Here is an 18,058-nt window from a genome sequence, read left to right as displayed (position 1 = left end):
TGACCTCAGCGCCTCTTCATGATCCTCTGACGCGAGGTATTGGGAGGTGGTGAACAGGCTCTTACGGCCGCGCGACGGGTAATGTTCGTGGCGTACAGTCGATCCGCCGTCGAGGTCGATGATATTGCCGTGCATGTCCGTCAGGCCTCGGCCATCTTCTGCAGCACCACGCCGATGGCCTCCGGGTTTTCGAGGCTGGTCAGATCGCCGGACGCCTCGCCGTCGACGACGAGATCGCGCAGCACGCGCCGCATGATTTTTCCACTGCGTGTGCGCGGCACGCTGGAGACCACGATGACACGCGCGGGACGGGCGATGGCGCCGACTGCATCGACGATGGACTGGCACAGTGCCGACTGCAGTTCGGCGCTGTCGACATAGCCTGCTCGCGGCACGACAAAAGCCACCGGCACCATGCCCTTGATCGCATCGGGCTGGGTGACCACGGCGGCCTCCGAGACGGCCGCGTGCTTGAGCAAGGCTGCCTCCATCTCCATCGTGCCGAGGCGATGGCCGGCGACATTGATCACGTCGTCCATCCTGCCGGTGACCCACAGCTGGCCATCGGCGTCGAACAGTGCAGCGTCGGAGGACAGGTAGTGGCCGGGGAAGGTGGTGAGATAGGTTTTGACGTAACGCGCGTGATCGCCCCAGACGGTGCGGGCCACGCAGGGAAACGGTGCGCTCAGCGTCAGCGCACCGACTTCGCCGGGCGCGGCTTGTGTGCCATCTTCGCGCAGCACGTGGGGCGCATAGCCCGGCAGCGCATGCCCGCAGCTGCCTGGACGCGTGGGCGTGAGGCCGACCATGCTGCTCGACCAGGCGGTGCCGGTTTCGGTTTGCCCGTAGGTGTTGTTGACGAAGATCGCGCCGCGGCCGAGCTTGTCCCGTGTCCAGAACCACGTATCGGGATCGAGCGGCTCGCCGACCAGGGACACCAGCGCCAGTTTGCTGGTGTCGTGCTGCTGCAGCAGCGCATCACCGGCGCGACGAAGCATGCGCAGCGCGGTCGGCGCGGTGAACAGTTTGTTGACCCCGTAATCCGCCATCACTTGGTAAGCGCGTCCGGGCGTCGGCGTATCGAGGCTGCCTTCGTAGATCACGTGCGTGGCGCCGTGGGCGAGGCCGCCCACCAGGGCGAAGATCGGAAACGTCAGCCAGCCGACATCGGCCGTGCACCAGTAGATATCGTCGGCGCCGAGGTTGAGCGACCACTTGACGTTGGCATAGGTGCCCACCAGAAAGCCGATGCCCGCGTGTACCAGGCCCTTCGGCTTCGACGTGGTGCCCGAGGTGTAGATGATGAAGCCGGGATCGTTGGCCTCGAGCGACATCGGCACCGCCCGCCGCGCGGTGCGTGCGAGCAGCTCGGCGAAATCGTGTTCGCCGTCGTGCAGCGGATAGGCGCGATCGACGCGGCGTGCGACGATGATCTGGGGCACCGGCAAGCCTTGCATCGCTTCGTCGAGGGTCGCCTTGATCGGTATTACGCGGCCGCGCCGCAGCGTGGCGTCGGTGCACACGATGACCTTGGGCTGCGCATCCACGATGCGATCGCGCACCGCCGATGCACTGAAGCCGGCGAAGATCACCGAATAGATCGCGCCGATGCGGTAACAGGCGTGGATGGCGATAAACGACTCGGGCACGTTGCTGGCGTAGACCGCCACGCGATCGCCCTTGCGAACGCCGAGGTCTTCGAGTGCGGCGGCAAAGCGAGCGACGGCGTCGGTGAGTTCGCCGAAGGTCCAGGTTTCCTTCAAGCCATCTTCGCGCTCGTAGTGCAGCGCGACGCGTTCGGCCGGCCAGCGATCGAGGCAGTTGACGCTGACGTTGCCCATCGCACCGGGGAAATAGCGAAAGTCGCCCAGCGTGCCGTCGAGCGCTTTTTCAGGCGGCTTGTCCCAGACAAAGGCCTGCGCGATCTCCAGCCAGTAGGCTTCGGGAGGAAGCGCGCGCCACCGTGCGGCCTCCTGTAGCGTAGTGGCCGGTTTCACCCGATCGGGCGCCATGATCAGCGGTTGTTCGAGCAGCGTTTTTTCCATCGGCGAACGATAACGGAGAACCGTCGCCGAGGGATCGTTGGTCAGTCGATCGTCTGCCGGAACGTGCGGCATGGCGAAGCATGGTTCGGCCGCTGCCATCGCATTGCCCTATTTTTTCCAGCCTGCAGTCGCGATCGGCGATCATCCTGGATGGATGTTTTGTCAGCGCCGCCGCCAGGGAGAATCATGAATCGTCGAAGCCTGCTCAAAAGCGCCTTGCTCGGTGTGTCCGCTTTGGTACTGCGTCCGTCATGGGCCATCGCCAGCGGTTCGGATGACGCAAATGAACGCCTTGCCGAGCTCGAGCGCCGGCACGGTGGGCGATTGGGCGTCGCCATTCTCGATACCGGCAACGGGCATCGCGCGACGCATCGGGGCGATGAGCGCTTTCTGATGTGCAGCACGTTCAAACTGCTGGCGGTCGCCGCGGTGTTGGCGCGTGTGGACAGAGGGGACGAACACCTCGATCGGCGCATCGTGTTCGGTCGGGAGGTCTTGCTGAGCTACGCGCCGATGACCAGCCAGCACGTGGGTTCACCGGGCATGAGCATCGCCGAGCTGTGCGCGGCGGCGATGACCGTCAGCGACAACACGGCGGCCAACCTGCTGCTGGCGAGCATGGGCGGGCCGGGCGCCGTGACGAGGTTCGCCAGAAGCCTAGGCGATACGGTGACGCGGCTCGATCGCATCGAGCCGGATCTCAATATCGCCAGTCCCGGCGATATCCGCGACACGACCACGCCGAACGCCGCGCTCGCTACGCTGCAAAACCTGTTGTTGGGCAACGCGCTTGCCGCGGCCCCGCGCGCACAATTGATCGAATGGCTGCGCGGCTGCACGACCGGTGCGGAAAAACTGCGTGCCGGCCTGCCGCCGGGCTGGACGATCGGCGACAAGACCGGCAGCGGCGCGCAGAACGAAACCAACGACGTCGGCATTCTCTACCCGCCGCAGCGCCAGCCGCTGCTGGTGACGGCGTACTACGCCGGTTCTGCAGCCGACGCGGCCACAAGAAATGCGGTGCTGGCCGATGTAGGGCGTATTGCCGCACAGCTGTAGTTTCGGCGCGATCTCCTCGCGTCTGGGGAGCCGGACGCCTGCGGGTCACGGCACGCATACGGCGCGTCCGCCATAGTGGGAAGTGAAGTATCGCCACCGGATCGTTTGGCTTAAGTGCATCGGTTTCTGCGGTCACAAACGAATCCGACCATTGATGGAGGAATGAAGCCATGAAACTCAGAGATCTCAAAGACAGCGTCGCCGTGATCACCGGCGCATCCAGCGGTATCGGCCAAGCGACCGCGAAGGCGCTGGTGGACGAAGGCGTCAAGGTCGTGCTGGTCGCACGCAGCAAGGACAAGCTGGATGCATTGGCCAAGGAGCTGGGTGACAGCGCCGTGGTGAAAGCCGCCGATGTGGCGGATGAAGCGGCGATCGCGAAAGTTTTTGCCGAGGTAAAAAAGGAATTTGGCGGCATCGATCTGCTTTTCAATAACGCCGGGGTGGGCTACAACAACCCATTCGAGAAGAGCACGCGGGAAGAATGGAAGTCGACGATCGACGCCAATCTCTACGGCGTACTCAACTGTACCCAGCTGGCGATTCCGCTGATGCGCGGCCGCAAGGGCGCGATGATCAGCACGGTTTCCAGCGTCGGCGGCCGTTACGGTATTGCCGGCTGGTCGGTTTACAACGCGACCAAGTTTGCGGTCGTCGGCTTTCACGACGCGCTGCGTAAGGAGCTCGGTGAGGAGGGCATTCGTGTCTCGCTGATCGAGCCGGGCGCCGTGCATACCAACTGGGGCTTCAATGTGCCGGCGGATAAAATGAAGGAGCGCCGCGACTCGATCGACGCGCTGCATGCCGAAGACATCGCCAACGCGCTGGTATTCGCCTTCGCCCAGCCGGCGCACGTCAATATGCAGGAGTCGCTGATCATGCCGACTCGTCAGATTTCTCCGTAATTTTTCGACGCTGAGAACGGCCGCTTTTCGAAAGTGGCCGCGCTGCTACGCGTTGCCCACACAGGAAAGCATGTCATGCGTTACAACAAACTCGGCCATACCGGCGTCTTCGTTTCCGAGCTTTGCCTCGGCACCATGACCTTCGGCGGCGAAGGTGAGATGTGGAGCAAGATCGGCGACCTGAAACAGGCCGATGCCGACAAACTGATCGGTCGCGCGCTCGAGGCCGGCATCAATTTCATCGATACCGCCGACGTCTATTCGCTCGGCCAGTCGGAGATCATGACCGGGCAGGCGCTGAAGAATCTGAAGGTGCCACGCGAAGATGTGATCGTGGCAACCAAGGTCTTCGGCGAGACCGGCACCAGGGGCGTCAACTCGCGCGGGCTCACGCGCCACCATATCCAGGATGGGCTCAAAGCCAGCCTGAAGCGACTGCAGCTCGATCACATCGATCTCTATCAGGTGCACGGTTTCGATGCCGCCACGCCGATCGAGGAGACCGTGCGCGCGCTGGACAACCTCGTGCAGCACGGTCACGTGCGGTACGTCGGTGTATCGAACTGGGCGGCCTGGCAGATCGTCAAGGCGCTGGGTATCTCAGAAAAACATGGGCTGTCGCGATTTCAGTCGCTGCAGGCGTATTACACGGTCGCCGGACGCGACCTCGAACGCGAGATCATTCCCGCGCTGACCAGCGAGCAGATGGGCTTGATGGTATGGAGCCCGCTGGCCGGCGGCCTGCTCAGCGGCAAGTACGGCCGCGACAAGGAGGGCGAGCAGGGCAGCCGTCGGGCCAGCTTCGACTTTCCGCCGGTGAACAAGGAGCGTGGTTACGACTGCATCGACGTGATGCGCGGCATCGCCGACAAGCGCAAGGTCTCGGTGGCGCAGATCGCCCTGGCGTGGTTGCTGCATCAGAAGCCCGTGACCAGCGTGATCATCGGCGCCAAGAAAATCGAGCAGCTCGATGACAATATCGGCGCCACCGAAGTGAAGCTCGACGCCGACGAACTGGCCGCGCTGGACAAGGTCAGCATGCTGCCGCCCGAATATCCCGGCTGGATGTTCGACATGCAGGGCCAGTACCGAAAGAAGCAGATCGCGGCTGCCGACGAGCGTTGATCCGCGGCCGAGACAGCGGGGTATGGAGTCTTTGATCGATGCTCCGCTGTTTTAGTGCTTGAGCAGGTTTCAATCCGGTGCAAGCGCACTATTGCAGTGCGTGAGACGCGGGCGCAAAGTGCGCGGGTTGGACTGGCGCTGGGCCAGTTCGTCCAGGGGAGTAAGTGTCATGCTAAGGCGACTCGTTGCGGAGTTTCTGGGCACGTTCTGGCTGGTACTGGGTGGATGCGGCAGTGCGGTTCTCGCGGCCAAGTTCGGCGGGCCGGGCAATCCGTTGGGCATCGGTCTGCTCGGCGTGTCGCTGGCCTTCGGCTTGACGGTGGTCAGCGGCGCGTACGCGTTCGGCCACATCTCCGGCGCGCATTTCAATCCGGCGGTGACGATCGGGCTCTGGGCCGGCGGCCGTTTTCCGATTCGGGATGTGGTGCCATACGTGGTGGTGCAGGTGATCGGTGGCGTTGTCGCCGGTGCGATACTCCTGCACATCGCCAGCGGTGCGCCCGGCTTCGCGATCGATCCCAACGCGGCGGGTACCTTCGCCAGCAACGGTTACGGCGCGATGTCGCCGGGTGGTTACGCACTGACCGCTGCGGCGCTTTGCGAGGTGGTGATGACGGCGATGTTTCTGATCGTGATCATGGGCGCCACGCACGGCCGCGCACCGGCGGGTTTTGCCCCATTGGCCATCGGTCTGGCACTGACCCTGATCCACCTGATCAGCATTCCGGTCACCAACACGTCGGTGAACCCGGCGCGCTCTACCGGTGTGGCGCTGTTCGCCGGTGCCACGGCAATCGGCCAGCTATGGCTGTTCTGGGTGGCGCCCATCGTAGGCGGCGTGATCGGCGGCGCCGTCTACCGCTGGCTCGGCGCTGACCGGCCCAACATCGTGGGTGACGTGCCGATCACCTGATGGGCAAGCCATCGAGCCTTGCCCATCGCCATCGCCATCGGGACAGGGGGTGATCACGCTTGCAATCGCAAGCGTGGTGAAGACATCCTGCATGCTCCAGCTGACGGGGAAGTCACCGATGAAAAGACGCTACGAGACGTTGGCGCTTGTCGCGTCGTTGTTTTGGGGTTCTACCGTCGTTGCACAGCAGCCGCTGGCGCCAGTCGAAGCACGCGTGCCGTTTGCACCGACCGCATTCACGGGCACGGACGGCCTGAATCATCTGGCCTACGAGCTGGATATCACCAATATCTACGGCGATACCGGCGCGCTGAAACCGCAGGGCCTCGACGTATACGGCGATGATGCCAGCGTGCCGCTGGCCAGCTTCAGCGCCGGCAAACTGGCCGGCATGACGCGCCCCGCGCCGGCAGAGCACGCGCCGGTGTCGATCGAGTCCGGTAAGCGTGCAGTGATCTACGTATGGATCACGCTGCCGAAAGGCAGTTTATCGCCGCATATGCTTCGGCACCGTATGGCGTTCGCCGCCGAAAAAGGTAAACCGGAGCTGCTCGATGGCGTGTCGGTGCCCGTGAATACGACAGCGCCTTTGACCCTCGGTGCGCCGCTGCGCGGTGGCCTGTGGCTGGCGCACGAGGGACCAGGCAATGCGCATTCGCATCACTGGGGCAGCCTTGTGGCGGTGAACGGCATGGTGACGATTCCGCAGCGCTACGCCTTCGATCTGGTGGGAATTGATCGCCAGGGTCATGCCATGCACGCTGGCGTGAAGGACATCGGCCACTCGCGCTATGTCGACTGGATCGGTTACGGCGCCGATGTGATCGCTGTCGCCGATGGCGTGATCAGCGATGCGCACGACGGCGAACAAGAGCATGCGCCGCTCAGTCCGCAGGGCGAACCCGATTCGCTGACGACGCGCGCGGTCTTCGGCAACTACGTGGTGCTGCAGGTGGCACCGAGCGTGTTTGCCAGCTATGCGCACTTGCAGCGCGGCAGCGTCAAAGTGCATGCCGGCGATCACGTGACGCGCGGTCAACTGCTTGGGCATCTCGGTCAGTCCGGCGGATCCAGCGCGCCGCATCTACATTTCCAACTGTCCAATGCAGCGACCTTCGAAGGCTCGGAAGGCCTGCCGTTCGTGTTCGATCGCTTCGATTTTTTCGGGCCGGAATCCGAAGCCCAGCTGTTCGGCCAGGGTGGCCCATGGACCGCACCACCGGCGCAGCATCGTCAGGCTCAGCTGCCGTTGAACGATGTGGTGATCGGATTTCCCTGAGTTCAAGTCGCGTCGATCGCCCAATTCGTCAGTTGTCATTCGGGCGTGACAAAATGCAGTGACGCGCTGCGGGCTGCTTGTCTAGACTGCGCGACTGCCTATCGCACTACATCCAGTACCAGGACACGGAAGAGTCCTGCGACGATCAGCACGGCGAGAAAACCCACGGCGTACAGCAGAAAAAACCATCCGAGCCGCTTGTGCAGTGGCGCCTGTTCGGGTTGGTCCATATCAGTGGTAGCCCGCATCGCCGTGGCGCACCTTGCCGCGGAACACCCAGTACGCCAGCCCCGTATACGCCAGGATGATCGGCAGAACGATCAGTACGCCGACCAGCGTGAACTTCTGGCTGGAGGGCGGCGAGGAGGCCGCCCAAATCGTCAGCGACGGCGGCACGATGTAGGGGAAAATGCTGATCAGCAGCCCGCTGTAGCCCAGAAACAAGATCGCCTGGGTCAGCACGAACGGCAGCTTGTCGTGCCCGCGCGTATTGAACCTGACGATGCCGGCGACGCAGGCCAGCACCAGGATCGGCACCGGTGCAAAAAAGACGAAGTTGTATCGGGCGAACCAGCGATCGGCAACGGCCTGCTGGCCCAGCACCGTCCACAGGCTGACTACGCCGATCACCAGCAGCAGGGTCAGCACCAGCGGCTTTACCATCACGCGCATGCGCCGCTGCAGCTCGCCGTCGGTTTTCATCACCAGCCAAGTGCAGCCCAGCGTCGCATAGGTGGTCAGCAGGCCCAGACCGCAGAACAGGCTGAAAGGCGACAGCCAGTCGAACGCCGTGCCGGCGAATCGTCCATCGACGATGGTGACGCCTTGCAGCAGGGTGCCCAAGATCACACCCTGGCAAAACGTGGCCATCGCCGAGCCCAGCATGAAGGCCAACTCCCAGAGATGCTGGGTGCGCCTGGCCTTGGCGCGTATCTCGAAGGCCACGCCGCGAAAGATCAGGCCGCACAGCATGGCGATCAGCGGCATATACACCGCCGGCAGCAGCGTGCCGTAAGCGACCGGGAACGCCGCGAACAGACAGGCGCCGCCGAGCACCATCCACGTCTCGTTGCCGTCCCAGACCGGGGCGACCGTGTTGAGCATCACCTCGCGGTCGCCTTCGCCATGGAAGAACGGAAAGAGCAGGCCGATGCCGAGGTCGAATCCGTCGAGCAGCACGTACAGAAAAACGCCCAGACCGATGATGGCAGCCCAAATCATGGGGAGATCGATGTGCATGGCGGCGCCTATTCGTCGATCGGATCGGTGGGACGGGACAGCGGGCGATGATCGAATCGTGGTGCGCCCCTGCCGGTGTCGTCGCCGTGCGTATCGGTGGCATCGCCGAGCGACGGGCCTTTGCCCATGAGCTTGAGCATGTAATAGATACCGGTGCCGAACACCAAGAAATACACGATGACGAAAATCATCAGCGACGTGCCCACCTGCTGGGCAGAAAGCGCCGACGATGCATCGGCCGTGCGCAGCACGCCGTAGACCACCCATGGCTGTCGCCCGGCTTCGGTGGTGACCCAGCCGGCCAGCAGCGCGATCAGACCGGATGGTCCCATCAGCACGGCAAACCGCTGCAGAAAGCGCGACTCGTAGAGCCGGCCGCCGCGCCGTAGCGCCAGGCTCAGCAGACCGAGAAAGAGCATCAGAAAGCCCATGCCGACCATGATCCGAAAGCTCCAGAACACGATGGTGGAATTGGGCCGATCGCGCGGTGCAAAGTCCTTCAAGCCCTGAATCTCGCCGTCCCAGCTGTGCGTGAGGATCAGGCTGCCGAGGTGCGGAATCTTCAGCGCGTAGCGGGTGACCTCGTCCTGCATGTCCGGCCAGCCCACCAGGTTGAGCGAGGTGCCGCCTTTCTCGGTTTCCCATAGGCCTTCGATCGCGGCGATCTTGGCTGGCTGATATTTGCGCGTATTGATGCCGTGCGCGTCGCCGACGGCAATCTGGATAGGCACGATGCACACGATCATCCACATCGCCATCGAGAACGATGTCTTGATCGCCTCGTCGCGACGCCCGCGCAGCAGATGCCACGCACCGCACGCGCCGACCAGCATGGCGGCCACGATGAAGGCGGCGATCGCCATATGCATCAGGCGGTAGGGAAACGACGGATTGAAAATAATCTCGAACCAATCCATCGGCACGATTTTGCCGTCGATCAGGGCGAAGCCCTGCGGCGTCTGCATCCAGCTGTTGGAGGCCAGAATCCAGAAGGTGGAGATCAATGTGCCGACGGCGACCATCACGGTGGCCAGGTAATGCAACCGCGGCCCGACGCGCGTCCAGCCGAACAGCATGATGCCGAGAAAACCCGCTTCGAGAAAAAATGCGGTCAGCACTTCATAGGCGAGCAGCGGCCCGGTTACCGCGCCGGCCACCTGCGAAAAGCCGGCCCAGTTGGCGCCGAACTCGTAGCTCATCACCACGCCCGAGACCACGCCCATGCCGAAGCCGACAGCGAAAATTTTCGACCAGAAGAAAAACAGCTCGCGATAAACAACTTTTCCGGTGCGCAGCCAAAGACCTTCGAGTACGGCCAGATAACTGGCCAGGCCGATGCTGATGGCGGGGAAAATAATGTGGAACGACACGGTAAACGCGAACTGGATTCGCGCCAAAAGCAGGGCGTCGCCGATGTGGTTCAAGACAGTCGCTCCATCAAAATAATCCGCTGCGTCGCCCGCGTTCCGGCTGACGAATCACACGCGTGAAGATTACGCCGATAGAGCAATAGATAGAGCAATATGATGCTGCGGTGCGACAATCTGGCGGCGGCGATGCGCGTATTGGAAGTTGAGGCCGGTGCGGGCTCGGCCGGTCATCGCGTATATCGGATGGATCGCGCAGGGTCGGCCGATGAGAGTTTCTTGCAACGATGTCAGCGCGATGGATGCGGCAGCAGCCGTCGAAAAAAATCCAGCGCTCGACTCGCCATGCGCGCGGTACGGCTTTTTTTGTCAGACCGCATGCGCTCTTGCCCCTTGCCGTGACGGCTGCAGTTGTTTCAAGCTCCGTGCGCGCGGTTTTAGCTTCCAGGCACCTTAACTTCCACGCTCCATCAAAAACTACGGAATCACTATGGACGCCGAGCGTGCGATTGCCAGACGCCTTACCTATGCGTATATCGCTGGACTGGCGCTGATCGCCATTCTGTCCGGCGCGGTGCATGTGCTGCTGAACAACGTGATCGTGGCGCAAGGCGATTCGGCCACGGTGATCAATGTGGCGGGGCGTCAGCGCATGCTTTCGCAGCGCATCGGATTGCTGGCGACGGATCTGCATGCCGGCGATGCGACCGCGCGGCAGCCGCTGCTCGATGCCGTCACCTTGATGGAGCGTTCGGAAAAAGCACTGATGCAGGGCGGTGATCTCGGTATCCGCCATGAGCTTTCTCCGTCAGCGCATCGTTTTTATCTGGAGGGCGCGACGCCGCTGGATTTCGCGGTGCGTCAATTTGTCCTCGACGCGCGTCGCTTTGCCCAACCCTTGCCCGGTGGCGACGTCGAGGCGGCCTATCGACGGCTGCAGGCAGCGGCTCGCACAACGTTGCTGCCGAACTTGAATCAGGCCGTGTCGATTTTCGAAGACGAAGCCAGTCGGCGCATCGAATGGCTGCGTACAGCGCAAAAGGTGGTGTTGATCACGCTGCTGATTACGCTGTCGCTGGAGGCGATTTTCATTTTTCGCCCGCTGGTTGATCGAGTGAGACGTTATGCGGCGAGTCTGTATGAGCTGGCCACGCGCGACAGCCTGACCGGGCTAGCCAATCGCCGGCATTTCATGGACGTGGGCAATCGCGAGCTGCTGCTGGCGAGCCGTTCGGGCCGGCCGTTGTCCGTTGCGATGCTCGATCTCGACCACTTCAAGAGCGTCAACGACACTTACGGACATGCCGTGGGCGATCTCGTGCTGAAGCGATTTGCCAGCCTTGCGCTGGCTACGCTGCGAAGTAGCGACATCGTCGGCCGGATCGGCGGCGAGGAGTTTGCGCTGATCCTGCGTGAAATGTCGCCGTTCGATGCCAGCGCCGTGGCGGAGAAACTGCGCGTCGCCGCCGCTGCCGATCGCAGCGAAGGCCTCCCCGTGTTTACGGTGAGCATCGGCATCAGCGTGGCCAATGCCAATGACAGGAGCCTGGACGATGTGCTGCGGCGTGCCGACAAGGCGCTTTATGCGGCCAAGGTGGAAGGGCGCAATCGCGTTGCCGTCGCGCTGGACGACTGATACGAACTTTGTGTTTGCTGCCTCAGCGGTGCTTACCGAATGCTGACCAATGCGCCATGCGCGTCGACCATAAAAAGCGGCGGAGTGGTCAGGTCAATGATAGATACGAGGCGCCTTGTGCCAACGCCGACCGGAAAATGACAGGGCTTCAAAAGCGATGAAAGGCTCGAAAGTGTCCGGCGGGCTCGTCATGCCGCGCCAAAGCTGATGGGTTTGCAAGCGCGACGCCAAGGAAATACAGCGTGTAATCGTCCCTTGCCAAGTTATCTTGCATAAGTCGAAAAGCGGCTCGCGGGCGAATATCGTAGGGCATGCGGGTTGATACGGCGGCAGACCAATCAAACGAGTCGGCTGTAAACGAGAAAGCCCGAGCGCTTGGCGACCTGGTCGTAGAGCCGCATCGCGGTGACGTTGGTTTCGTGGGTTTGCCAATAGACGCGCGGTGAACCGGCTTCTTTCGCGCGGTCATAGACGGCTTCGATCAACGCTCGGCCCACGCCTTTCCCGCGTGCCGCTTCGATGGTGAAAAGGTCCTGCAGATAGCAGTTCAGTCCAAGCTGGGTGGTGCTGCGATGGAACAGGTAGTGGGTAAGTCCAAGCAACCGACCGTCCTGTTCGGCAACGAGCGCATGTACCGGTTCCAGCGGATCGAAGAAGCGTTTCCAGGTGGTCTGGGTAATCTCATCGGCCAGTGCTGTTTCGTCCTTGCGACCGTAAAAGGCGTTGTAGCCGGACCACAGCGTGCGCCATCCAGGCAGGTCCGAGGTTGTTACGGAGCGAATGATGAGGGACGGTTTCATGGACACGACTATCGCGCTGATTCGTCGCATCGCGCAAGCGCGTGACGTGTCACTCGGTGGGGCCGGTTGCCGTGTCGTTGGCGCAGCTATTGAATGCGCCGACGGAAGGGCCTACTTTGCAGCGAGTCGTTTACCCAGGACCCGTTATGTCGAAGCTCTCCGACTTTCCCATTGCTACGCGCTGGCCCGCGCAGCATCCCGAGCGCATTCAGCTGTATTCGCTCAACACGCCCAACGGCGTCAAAGTCTCGATCATGCTGGAAGAAACCGGATTGGCGTACGAGCCGCATCTGGTCGACATCACCAAGAACGAGAGCCACACGCCGGAGTTTCTCTCGCTCAATCCCAACGGCAAGATTCCCGCGATCATCGATCCGGATGGTCCGGGCGGCAAGCCGATCGGCCTGTTCGAGTCGGGTGCGATTCTTCTGTATCTGGCCGACAAGTCGGGGCAGTTTATTTCGGCCGACGCGACGCAGCGCTGGGACACGATCCAGTGGCTGTTCTTTCAGATGGCGGCGATCGGTCCGATGTTCGGGCAGCTGGGCTTTTTCCACAAATTTGCCGGCAGGGAGATCGCCGACAAGCGCCCGCTGGAGCGTTACGCGACGGAATCCAAGCGACTGTTGAGCGTGCTCGATACGCGCCTGGCGGATCGCCCATGGATCATGGGCGAGGAGTACAGCATCGCCGATATCGCGACGATCGGCTGGGTGCGAAATATGATCACGTTCTACGAGGCGCGCGAGATCGTCGAGTACGACACGCTGAGCCACGTTCCCGGCTGGCTCGATCGCGCGCTGGCGAGGCCGGCGGTGCAGCGTGGCCTGAACATTCCGCGCCGCGGCTGAAGACGGTTGTTGGTCGATCAGTGACAGCTCGCCGTTGAGGAACGGTGTCCTGCCGTGGCCGACGCTGCCGTCTTCGGCAGATGGGTGGATGCAGCGCGATCGGACAGTGCGTTACATCTTTAACGGTTACATCTGGCCGGGTGGGAGGCCTGTCGGTCGCATCGGGTGTTTTGCATAAAGTGATGAGAGGAGGGGATATGCAGACGTACATTGCTCTGCTGCGCGCCGTGAACGTCGGTGGCACCGGCAAACTGCCGATGGCCGAACTGAAAGCGATGGGCGAGCAGGCCGGGTTTGCGAACGTTCGCACGTTTATAGCCAGCGGTAACCTGATGTTTGAAAGCAAGCAGACCGAAAAGCAGGTGACGGCGGCGCTGGCGTCACGACTGGCGGCATACGCGGGAAAGCAGGTGGGTGTGCTGGTGCGGACAGGAACGGAAATGGCTGCCGTGCTGGCGGCGAATCCTTTCGCTGGCGAGCCGCCCGATCGCGTGATGGCCATTTTTCTGGAAGGCGCGCCGCCAGCCGATACGCTCGATCACGTCACCGGCCGCAAGGACGAACGCATCGCCCTGGGCCGACGCGAGATCTACGTGCACTATGTCGACGGCATGGCCGATTCGCGGTTGAAGATAGCCGCGGCCTCTGCCGGCACCGCGCGCAATATGAATACCGTCGCCAAGCTGACCGCCATGGCGACGTCATCGTGAGGCGGTTAATAGAATTCAGTCGTCGCTCTTGGGTACGTTGACGCTGCCCTTGATATTGCTGTGCCGGATATCGCCGCTGCCGGTGGAGTGAACGGTGAAGTTTCCGCCGACGCCGTCGGCCGTCACATCGCCCGATCCAGTGCTGCCTACCTCGACATTGCGGCCAATGCCATCGAGCCGGATATCGCCGGAGCCGGTTCCCCCGATGCTGACATTGCCGGTGACGCGGTCAAAGCCGAGGTCGCCGGAGCCGGAATGGCCTGCATGGACGTCGCCCTGCACATCGCTGACGTGCACATCGCCCGATCCGCTGCCTCGCAGATCGACGCTGCCGACGTGTTGGGCCTTGACGTCGGCCGAGCCGACTTTCAGCGTCAGTGGGCCGGCGATACGGTCGGCGATAAGGTCGCCGGAGCCCGAATCGAAATTCAGCGAGGCAAGATCGGCGGCATTGACGTCGCCCGAGCCGCTGTCGACGGCAATGGCCAATGTCGCCGGCACGCGCACCACCAGCTTCATATACGCGTAGCTGGAACCGAACACGTTCATGTTGATATAGCCACGGTTGCTGCTGGTATCCACCGTGGCATGATCGCCACTGCGTCGGGCGTTGACCTGCAGGTCCTGCAGCTTCGAGGCGTCCGAGGCGCAGGCGGTGCCGCGCACTTCGACCTTGGTCAGGCCGGGAGCGCTTCGAATATCCAGGTCGGTCGACCCGAGTGTCAGCATCAGGTCTTTCAGGCCGGCCGCGTCGAGGTCGGCATTGCGCGCGGCGGTGAATTTGCATTCGTTGGCGCTCGCCGCCAGCGGCAGCGCGAGAAGCAGTAGGGCAGAAATAAGTGTGCGCATGTGTTCACTCCCGGTGGGTAACGGATCATGAGATGCGGCGCAGCGGCCAAAGGTTTACTGCCGCGATTTCCGCGAGCGGCGCGGGTTGACGCATGCCGCCTTCCAGGTGTCGGTAAACGCTCGCTGGAAATTGAGGCCGAGCACCTTGTCGACGATGCGCGGCGTGTAACCACGCTTGGTCAGACCTTGGGCAATGATGCGGTATCGATCGGGGCGATTGAGCCCGACCACGAAAGGCGGTGGCCCTTCGCCCGGGGCACCCACGCCACTGGCCTTGCGCGCGACGATGATCTTGTTCCACTCCACCATATTGGCCGGCGAGGTATCGAACGGCATCAGCATGGCGTCGCTGCCGATGCCGACGTGATCTTCTCCGCAGACGTTCAAGGCGTGGGTTATGTGGCGAAGATAGTCGTCCAGCGTCGGCTGCTTCGGCGCCCGCGCCAGAAACGACAGGTCGTAGATGCCGACCACGCCACCTTTGGCCGCCATCGCGCGCAATACGGCATCGCTTTTATTGCGCGGGTTGGCAAAGACAGCGGAGCAGCCGGCGTGGGTGATGAGTGCGGGCGTTTCCGATGCGGCCAGTGCGGCCAGCGTGGATAACTCGTCACAGTGGCTGAGGTCCAGCGATACGCCCAGCGCGTTCATTCGCTGCACGGCTTCGCGTCCGAGCGGCGTCAGTCCCTCCGATGGCTGCGGGCTCAATACGCCGGACGCGAACGGCGAGGGCTTGTTGTAGGAAAGCTGCATCACGCGCACGCCGCGCGCGCGAAAAAGGTCGATGCGCTCGATCTTGCCTTCCAGCATCTCCACGCCTTCGAACGAATAGATGATGCCGACCTTGCCGCTGCGCTTGGCCTGGAGAAAATCGGCCGGCTCGCTGACCCTCATATAGATATGCGGGTTGGCGCGAATGCCTTTGTCGTAGTCGTCCATTTCCGAACTGGTCTGGACAAAGTCGTTGCCGCTGCCGCCGATCGTCGCCTTCAGTGCGGTCAGGCCGGATGACAGCACCGCCTTGGCGGTGGCTTCGTCCAGCGCGCCACCCGCGTCATTGAACGGCGGGACCAGGTTGCCGTCGATGAGGGTGGCACTTCCGGGAAAAGCACCGACGGTCGATACCTTCGTCGAGGCCCGTGCTGTTCGCGCCAGAACCATGCCGGCCGCCAAGGCCGATGACAGTTTCAGGAATTCGCGCCGATCTATCGTCATGGTTGGGGTCTCGAGAAGTCAGTGTGGAGCGCCGGATTGCATGACGCATTGAGCTCCTGGCAGCTATCGTGCCAGCCGCGGCGTGGCGCGGGCACTCAATCCGGATCTCAGCATGGTGTCCGCGGACTATCGCAGGTGTCCGAGCGGACAGCGGTGTCGTCCTTCGAAAAGGCGCGGTCCGCTGGTTCACTGCCGATACCGCCGCTACGCCAGAGGCTGAACAAAGCCCGCATCTTCAGCTAGCGAAACAGGCACTTGCGCCACGATGTCTTGAAACCTGGCGCCGATGCGCCTAGCTTTGCCCCGAGATACCAATACGTGGAAGTGTCATGAGCCACTCGCCGACCATTGTCCGCCGCGATCTGCATTTCGATATGGCTGCCGATATCCCGCGTTTCTGGGTCGAAGGGGATGCGCACAAGACGCGCTTTTTCGACGCGATGTCGCTGATGTTTCCCGACGGCGAGCGTTTTTTCATCGACAGCGTGCGCGCGTTCCGTGCTCAGATCGCCGATGACCCGGTGCTCGACGCCGAAGTGAGCGGCTTTATCGGACAGGAGGCGATGCACAGTCGCGAGCATCTCGAATACAACGATCGTCTGGAGAAGCAGGGCATCGGCGCCAAAGAGCTGGTACAGGTGCTGAAGACGTTCCAGGAAAATCGCGCGAAGAAGCTTCCGCCGCTAGGTCAGCTTGCGGTGACGATCTGCCTGGAGCATTTCACCGCAATGCTGGCCGATCAGATACTGCGTCATCCCGGAACCATGCACAGATCGGATCCACGTATGGCGGCGATCTGGCAATGGCATGCGTTGGAGGAAACCGAACATAAGGGCGTGGCGTTCGACGTGTTTCGACGCGTCGGCGGTTCGCCGCTGAAACAGTACCTGCGCCGCACTCGCGCCATGCTGTTCGTCACCGGGCTGTTCACTTTTAGGGTGTGGCAGTTCATGTGGCGTATTTCAAAGGCCGAGGGCACGCAGAAAGACTGGCGCGGCTGGCTGCGCCTGCTGGGCTTTCTATTCGTGTCGCCCGGTCCGATCACCCGCATCGGCAGCCAGTGGCTGTCGTGGTTCGTGCCGGGGTATCACCCGTGGAAGCACGACAACCGCAAGCTCGTTGAAGCCACGCGCCGGCACTATGACGAGCTGGCGAAAGCGAAGCCTTTGCCGCAGGCGAAGGCATGGGCGGCTGCCGCCGGCTGATCCGGGTTCGCAAGTCTTAGGTAGCTGAGCTGGCGCCATATCGCCGAAGATGATTCGATCGGGGCATCCCTCAACCACCATGCCGCGGAGCCGTACGATGACCATCGAGATAAAAATGCTGGCCTGGTCCATCGCGCTGGGCCTGGCCTACGTGCTTGTCGCGGCCTGTCTGGCTACCGCGCAGCGCGGGATCCGATGGAACGCCGGCAACCGCGAGGGCGACGCCAAACCGCTGGTCGGCGTGGCCGCACGCGCCGAGCGCGCCAGCCGGAATTTTCTGGAAACCTTTCCGTTTTTCGCCGCCGCGGTGCTGGCCGTGGTGCTGACCCATCGCAACACAGATCACACGGCGCTTGGCGCGCAGGTTTATTTCTGGGCGCGCGCGGCGTACTGGCCGGTTTACGCAGCTGGCATTCCCTATGTGCGTACCGCAGTGTGGATCGTGGCGTTCTGGGGTTTTCTGCAGGTGATCGAAGCGCTGTATTAAGGGCTATGTCATCGCAGCGTAGTTTGGCGTCTGGTCGCTTAGAGCCTGTTTATGATCTCCACGTAGCCCGCGCCGGGAGATCGTAAACAGCCGCTTAGACCGGAATCCGTGCGGCGTGCAGCACCAGCACCACGACGCTGATGCCCGGCAGCGGCGCGGCAAAACCGATCAGGCTGGGCCGCACAGGGGTCGACATAGCGCGGTAGGGCCAAACGTCGGCGGTGCTGGCTGCAACTTCCACCTGGGCGTGCGGCACATGCGGCTTTCGGTTTGCATCCGGCAGTGGACTGAGAGAGGATCGAGCCATGTCGATGACGCCTCTGGGGCGATTTCGTCGATAGCGCTGTGAGCCCCGAGATTGGCTCCGTCTCGC

At 62.5% G+C, this 18,058-nt stretch carries 18 protein-coding genes; 10 read left to right on the top strand and 8 right to left on the bottom strand.

Features of this window, described 5'->3' with window-relative positions:
• Nucleotides 1-140: 140 nt before the first annotated feature.
• Entirely contained in the window at nucleotides 141-2,117 is a 1,977-nt protein-coding gene (locus HDE78_RS02600) for an AMP-binding protein (protein ID WP_218861930.1), read from the bottom strand.
• 114 nt (nucleotides 2,118-2,231) lie between these two features.
• Here HDE78_RS02600 and bla point away from each other — a divergent pair, with 114 nt between their 5' ends.
• The 5 genes from bla (at nucleotide 2,232) to HDE78_RS02575 (ending at nucleotide 7,326) form a co-directional block, all read left to right on the top strand.
• A complete protein-coding gene (gene bla / locus HDE78_RS02595) occupies nucleotides 2,232-3,104 on the top strand; it encodes a class A beta-lactamase (RefSeq protein ID WP_179476935.1) in 873 nt (290 codons plus the stop codon).
• A gap of 170 nt (nucleotides 3,105-3,274) precedes the next feature.
• Nucleotides 3,275-4,009 (top strand): SDR family oxidoreductase, encoded by a 735-nt coding sequence (locus tag HDE78_RS02590; protein ID WP_179476934.1) that lies wholly within the window; start codon nucleotides 3,275-3,277, stop codon nucleotides 4,007-4,009.
• Between the two features lie 75 nt (nucleotides 4,010-4,084).
• The gene (locus HDE78_RS02585) at nucleotides 4,085-5,134 is read left to right on the top strand and encodes an aldo/keto reductase (RefSeq protein WP_179476933.1); all 1,050 of its coding nucleotides are present in this window, start codon (nucleotides 4,085-4,087) and stop codon (nucleotides 5,132-5,134) included.
• Nucleotides 5,135-5,303: 169 nt separating this feature from the next.
• A complete protein-coding gene (gene aqpZ, locus HDE78_RS02580) occupies nucleotides 5,304-6,047 on the top strand; it encodes an aquaporin Z (protein WP_179476932.1) in 744 nt (247 codons plus the stop codon).
• 118 nt (nucleotides 6,048-6,165) lie between these two features.
• The gene (locus HDE78_RS02575) at nucleotides 6,166-7,326 is read left to right on the top strand and encodes a M23 family metallopeptidase (protein ID WP_179476931.1); all 1,161 of its coding nucleotides are present in this window, start codon (nucleotides 6,166-6,168) and stop codon (nucleotides 7,324-7,326) included.
• A gap of 98 nt (nucleotides 7,327-7,424) precedes the next feature.
• Here the strand turns inward: HDE78_RS02575 and HDE78_RS02570 are convergent, their stop codons facing one another.
• The 3 genes from HDE78_RS02570 to HDE78_RS02560 are packed head-to-tail and all read right to left on the bottom strand — an operon-like array spanning nucleotide 7,425 to nucleotide 9,989.
• Nucleotides 7,425-7,556, bottom strand: coding sequence for a DUF2474 family protein (locus HDE78_RS02570; protein ID WP_179476930.1), 132 nt, complete (start codon nucleotides 7,554-7,556; stop codon nucleotides 7,425-7,427).
• A gap of 1 nt (nucleotide 7,557) precedes the next feature.
• Nucleotides 7,558-8,565: a cytochrome d ubiquinol oxidase subunit II gene (cydB, locus tag HDE78_RS02565; RefSeq protein WP_179476929.1), complete on the bottom strand. Its 1,008-nt coding sequence runs from the start codon at nucleotides 8,563-8,565 to the stop codon at nucleotides 7,558-7,560.
• A gap of 8 nt (nucleotides 8,566-8,573) precedes the next feature.
• Nucleotides 8,574-9,989 carry a cytochrome ubiquinol oxidase subunit I gene (locus HDE78_RS02560; RefSeq protein WP_179476928.1) on the bottom strand — a complete coding sequence of 472 codons (1,416 nt, stop codon included), beginning with the start codon at nucleotides 9,987-9,989 and terminating at the stop codon, nucleotides 8,574-8,576.
• A 433-nt stretch (nucleotides 9,990-10,422) separates the two neighbouring features.
• Between HDE78_RS02560 and HDE78_RS02555 the strand changes: the two genes are divergently transcribed.
• On the top strand, nucleotides 10,423-11,568 hold the full coding sequence (locus HDE78_RS02555) for a diguanylate cyclase (protein ID WP_179476927.1): 1,146 nt from the start codon (nucleotides 10,423-10,425) through the stop codon (nucleotides 11,566-11,568).
• Nucleotides 11,569-11,906: 338 nt separating this feature from the next.
• Here the strand turns inward: HDE78_RS02555 and HDE78_RS02550 are convergent, their stop codons facing one another.
• Complete coding sequence (locus HDE78_RS02550; protein ID WP_179476926.1) at nucleotides 11,907-12,368, bottom strand: GNAT family N-acetyltransferase; 462 nt, start codon at nucleotides 12,366-12,368, stop codon at nucleotides 11,907-11,909.
• 146 nt (nucleotides 12,369-12,514) lie between these two features.
• On the opposite strand from HDE78_RS02550, the gene HDE78_RS02545 reads away from it, so the two are divergent.
• The gene (locus HDE78_RS02545) at nucleotides 12,515-13,219 is read left to right on the top strand and encodes a glutathione S-transferase N-terminal domain-containing protein (protein WP_179476925.1); all 705 of its coding nucleotides are present in this window, start codon (nucleotides 12,515-12,517) and stop codon (nucleotides 13,217-13,219) included.
• A 197-nt stretch (nucleotides 13,220-13,416) separates the two neighbouring features.
• A complete protein-coding gene (locus tag HDE78_RS02540; RefSeq protein WP_179476924.1) occupies nucleotides 13,417-13,929 on the top strand; it encodes a DUF1697 domain-containing protein in 513 nt (170 codons plus the stop codon).
• Between the two features lie 15 nt (nucleotides 13,930-13,944).
• Here the strand turns inward: HDE78_RS02540 and HDE78_RS02535 are convergent, their stop codons facing one another.
• On the bottom strand, nucleotides 13,945-14,778 hold the full coding sequence (locus HDE78_RS02535; protein WP_179476923.1) for a DUF4097 family beta strand repeat-containing protein: 834 nt from the start codon (nucleotides 14,776-14,778) through the stop codon (nucleotides 13,945-13,947).
• Between the two features lie 54 nt (nucleotides 14,779-14,832).
• Nucleotides 14,833-15,993, bottom strand: coding sequence for a membrane dipeptidase (locus tag HDE78_RS02530; RefSeq protein ID WP_179476922.1), 1,161 nt, complete (start codon nucleotides 15,991-15,993; stop codon nucleotides 14,833-14,835).
• Nucleotides 15,994-16,322: 329 nt separating this feature from the next.
• Here HDE78_RS02530 and HDE78_RS02525 point away from each other — a divergent pair, with 329 nt between their 5' ends.
• Nucleotides 16,323-17,198, top strand: a complete 876-nt coding sequence (locus tag HDE78_RS02525) for a metal-dependent hydrolase (protein WP_179476921.1) — start codon at nucleotides 16,323-16,325, stop codon at nucleotides 17,196-17,198.
• 97 nt (nucleotides 17,199-17,295) lie between these two features.
• Entirely contained in the window at nucleotides 17,296-17,685 is a 390-nt protein-coding gene (locus tag HDE78_RS02520) for an MAPEG family protein (protein ID WP_179476920.1), read from the top strand.
• Nucleotides 17,686-17,779: 94 nt separating this feature from the next.
• Here the strand turns inward: HDE78_RS02520 and HDE78_RS02515 are convergent, their stop codons facing one another.
• Entirely contained in the window at nucleotides 17,780-17,992 is a 213-nt protein-coding gene (locus tag HDE78_RS02515; RefSeq protein ID WP_179476919.1) for a hypothetical protein, read from the bottom strand.
• Nucleotides 17,993-18,058: the final 66 nt, after the last annotated feature.

The sequence above is a fragment of the Rhodanobacter sp. K2T2 genome, assembly GCF_013408815.1.
Lineage (GTDB): Bacteria > Pseudomonadota > Gammaproteobacteria > Xanthomonadales > Rhodanobacteraceae > Rhodanobacter.
Note: the sequence above shows the minus strand (reverse complement) of the source record. Positions and strands in the feature narration are given on the sequence as shown.